This window comes from Desulfomarina sp. (assembly GCF_054039375.1).
Map to the genome: position 1 here is coordinate 1 of NZ_JBPLBA010000195.1, position 4,010 is coordinate 4,010.

Consider the following 4,010-nt stretch of genomic DNA (forward strand, 5'->3'; position numbering starts at 1 on the left):
TTTGTACTTCTTGCCATTGTCATTCTTGTCGCCGCCTTTTTTATTTTTGATATTGATCAGCTTCTGACCCTGAAGGCCATAAAATCACAGCAGGCTGAGTTTGAGCAGTTGAAGGCAACTTCTCCGGTTCTGGTCAGTCTTGCCTTTTTCGGGCTTTATGTTCTGGTGACGGCCCTTTCGCTTCCCGGGGCAGCTCTGATGACCCTTGTGGCAGGCGCCCTGTTCGGTCTTGCCTGGGGGCTTATTCTTGTTTCCTTTGCCTCAACTATCGGGGCGACTCTTGCCTTCCTCGTTTCCCGCTATCTCCTGAAAGAAGCAGTACAGAATCGTTTCGGGGACAGGCTGGCATCAATAAACAGGGGTGTTGAGAAAGAAGGCGCCTTTTATCTTTTTACCCTGCGTCTGGTGCCGGTTTTTCCCTTTTTTCTTATTAATATCCTCATGGGACTGACACCTATCCCTACCATAACTTACTACTGGGTCAGTCAGATTGGTATGCTGGCGGGAACTGCAGTTTATGTAAATGCGGGTACTCAGCTGGCAAAAATTGACAGTCTTGCCGGGATTATTTCTCTGCTGCTTCTTTTCTCTTTTGTGTTGCTGGGCCTTTTTCCGCTTATTGCCAAAAAAATGATCGACTGGCTGAAAAAAAGAAAGGTCTATGGCGCCTGGCCCAGGCCCAAACGATTTGACCGAAACCTGATCGTTATCGGCGCTGGAGCGGCTGGACTTGTCAGTTCTCTGATCGGTGCGGCGGTAAAGGCGAAAGTCACCCTTGTTGAGGCTGGTAAAATGGGAGGTGACTGCCTGAATTATGGTTGTGTGCCAAGCAAGGCACTGATCAAAAGTGCGAAAATAGTTCACTTCATGAAAAACGGTGATCAATACGGCCTGGAACCGATGGAGCCGCGGTTCAGCTTTAAAAAGGTCATGGAGCGCGTTCATCGGGTGATCAGCGAGGTAGAGCCACATGACAGTGTCGAACGATTCACGTCTCTGGGCGTAGAGGTGCTGAAGGGATATGGTGAACTGGTGGATCCGTGGACGGTGATGGTTAAATTGGAAAATGGTGAAACCAGGCGGATCACGGCCAGGTCGATCATTATTGCCGCCGGAGCCGAGCCCTTTGTTCCTGCCCTGCCCGGAATCGAGCAATCGGGCTATCTCACCAGTGACACCCTGTGGGATGAGCTTGCCACCCACGAAAATCCTCCGGAAAAACTGGTTATTCTTGGTGGAGGTCCCATCGGCTGCGAGTTGTCCCAGTGTTTTGCCAGGTTCGGTTCCAGTGTCTGGCAGGTCGAACGGGGTGAGAGGATCATGAGCCGGGAAGATGTCGAAGTGTCAGCTTTTGCCAGGGCAGCTTTGGAAAAGGATGGGGTCCATGTTCTCACGGAACACAGTGCCCTGCGCTGTGAACAGGAAGGTGGGAGAAAATTTGTGATCGTAGAACACAAAGGGAAAGAAAAAAGACTCGGTTACGATGTCCTAATCTGTGCCGTGGGTCGTTCCGCGAGATTGAAGGGATATGGTCTTGAAAACCTGGGGATCGCCACGGAGCGTACCATAGTAACCAACGATTACCTGGAAACCCTCTACCCCAATATCTTTGCAGCAGGAGATGTCGCGGGACCTTACCAGTTCACCCATACCGCCGGACATCAGGCCTGGTACGCCACGGTCAACAGCCTGTTCGGAGAGTGGAAGAAATTCAGGGTGGACTATTCCGTCATCCCCTGGACGACCTTTATTGATCCTGAGGTGGCCAGGGTCGGTCTCAACGAACAGGAGGCAAAGGAAAAGGGAATCGCCTATGAGGTGACCCGGTTCGGTATTGATGATCTTGATCGGGCCATAGCCGACGGGGCTGCTCACGGTTTTATAAAAGTGCTCACTGTTCCTGGCAAGGATAAGATTCTCGGGGTGACCCTGGTGGGCGAACACGGGGGTGACCTGCTGTGCGAATTTGTTCTGGCCATGAAACACGGCCTGGGATTGAACAAGATCCTCTCCACGATTCATACTTATCCGACCCTGGCGGAAACAAACAAATACGTGGCAGGGGAGTGGAAGAAAAACCATGCGCCGGAGAAGTTGCTTGCCTGGATTGAACGTTATCATACCTGGAAAAGGGGGTAAATATGGGACGGATTTTTTTTGTTCTCCTGCTGGTCTTTTCCGCCTGTCGTGTCGAGGCGGCGGTGTTTGACCATGGAGTCTGGGATACACTGCTGAAAAAACATGTTGTTGTTCTCGACGGTGGCAGAAAAACCCAGGTTGATTATCACGGTTTTCTGCAGGATCGAAAAGAACTGCGGGCTTACCTGGACAGTCTGGCAGAAGTGGACCGGAAAATATTTGATCAGTTTACTGCTGATGAACAGCTTGCCTTTCTCATTAACAGTTATAACGGCTGGACAGTGGAACTGATCCTGACGAAATATCCGGATCTGGAGTCCATAAAAGATCTCGGTTCGTTTTTCCAGTCTCCCTGGAAGAAGCGTTTTTTTTCTCTGCTTGGAAAAACCAGGTCTCTTGACGAGATAGAGCATAAACTCATCCGCGGTTCCGGCAGGTATAATGATCCGCGTATTCATTTCGCCGTCAACTGCGCCAGCATAGGTTGCCCGGCGCTGCGGCCCGAGGCCTACAATGGCAGGGACCTGCAGCGTCAACTGCAGGAGGCTTCCGAATTTTTTCTTTCCGACTCAACCAGAAACCGCTACACAAACAACCGCCTTGAGGTGTCGTCCATTTTTAAATGGTACAGGGAGGATTTTGAAAAAGGCTGGAAGGGGATATCTTCCCTCGGCCAGTTTTTTGCAAATCATGGGCAGCTCCTCGGTCTGGATGAACAGGCTGCCGACAGGGCGATGAAAAACGAACTGGAAATTACTTATTTGAAATATAACTGGAAACTTAATAGTATAGCAGAGCGTTGATCCAGAGGAAAAATATAAAATTACAATTTATAACCAGAGAAAAATGTCAAAAATAAATCTGATGGATGATTACAGTGAAGGGTGTCATCCTCGTATTCTTGAGATCCTGGCGGAAACCAATCTTACACAGCAGGAAGGGTATGGTGAAGACGTCTATTCCCGGGAGGCACGGCAACTTATCCGGGGGAAAATCAACTGTTCAGATGCGGATGTATTTTTTGTTTCCGGAGGAACCCAGGCTAACCTGATTGTTGTCGCCGCCACCCTGAGACCACATGAATCGGTGATCGCGGTGGACAGCGGCCATATCAATGTCCATGAGGCGGGGGCAATCGAGGCCACCGGTCACCGGATAAACAGTGTTCCGGGAATGGAAGGCAAGATGCGGGTGGAGGATATTCAGGCTGTGCTGGAGGGACATGCTGATGTCCCCCATATGGTCAAACCGAAAATGGTCTATATTTCCAATTCCACTGAAGTCGGGACCTGCTACCTGAAAAACGAGCTGGAGGATCTGTCGGAATTCTGTCGGGAGAATGAGCTGTTTCTCTTTATGGACGGGGCCCGCCTCGGGTCCGCGCTCTGCGCTGATGGCAACGACCTCAGCCTGGCTGATGTGGCCGAACTGACAGATGTTTTTTATATAGGCGGGACCAAAAACGGCGCCCTGCTCGGTGAGGCCATTGTCATCACCAATAACAGCATTAAAGAAGATTTTCCATTCCATCTGAAACAGCACGGTGCATTGACCGCCAAAGGCCGGCTGCTCGGTATCCAGTTTGTCGCCCTGTTTCGCGATGATCTGTTCTTCGAGCTGGCGACGCACGCAAACAGAATGGCAGGCTTTCTCACGGTGGAGATCAGGGAAAGAGATTATCCTTTTCTGGTTGAAACTTCCTCAAACCAGATCTTTCCGATTTTTCCCGACACCAGGATTAAACAACTGGCGGAAAACTACGCGTTTCATACCTGGCAGAGAGTTGATGATACACATTCGGCAGTCAGGCTGGTCACGTCGTGGGCTACAGAACGGAGTGTGGTTGACCAGTTCGTCGTTGATCTTGGTTA

3 protein-coding genes are annotated in these 4,010 nt (G+C 50.5%); all 3 read left to right on the forward strand.

Annotated features, from left to right (window positions below; translation table 11 throughout):
• Window positions 1–2,139 (forward strand): dihydrolipoyl dehydrogenase family protein (locus ACXLDX_RS11275; protein ID WP_457577283.1); only part of this gene is annotated, 2,139 nt, incomplete at its 5' end.
• A 2-nt stretch (window positions 2,140–2,141) separates the two neighbouring features.
• Window positions 2,142–2,942, forward strand: coding sequence for a DUF547 domain-containing protein (locus ACXLDX_RS11280; RefSeq protein WP_457577284.1), 801 nt, complete (start codon window positions 2,142–2,144; stop codon window positions 2,940–2,942).
• Window positions 2,943–2,985: 43 nt separating this feature from the next.
• Window positions 2,986–4,010, forward strand: a 1,025-nt coding sequence (locus ACXLDX_RS11285) for a threonine aldolase family protein (protein ID WP_457577285.1), incomplete at its 3' end; no start/stop codon positions are given.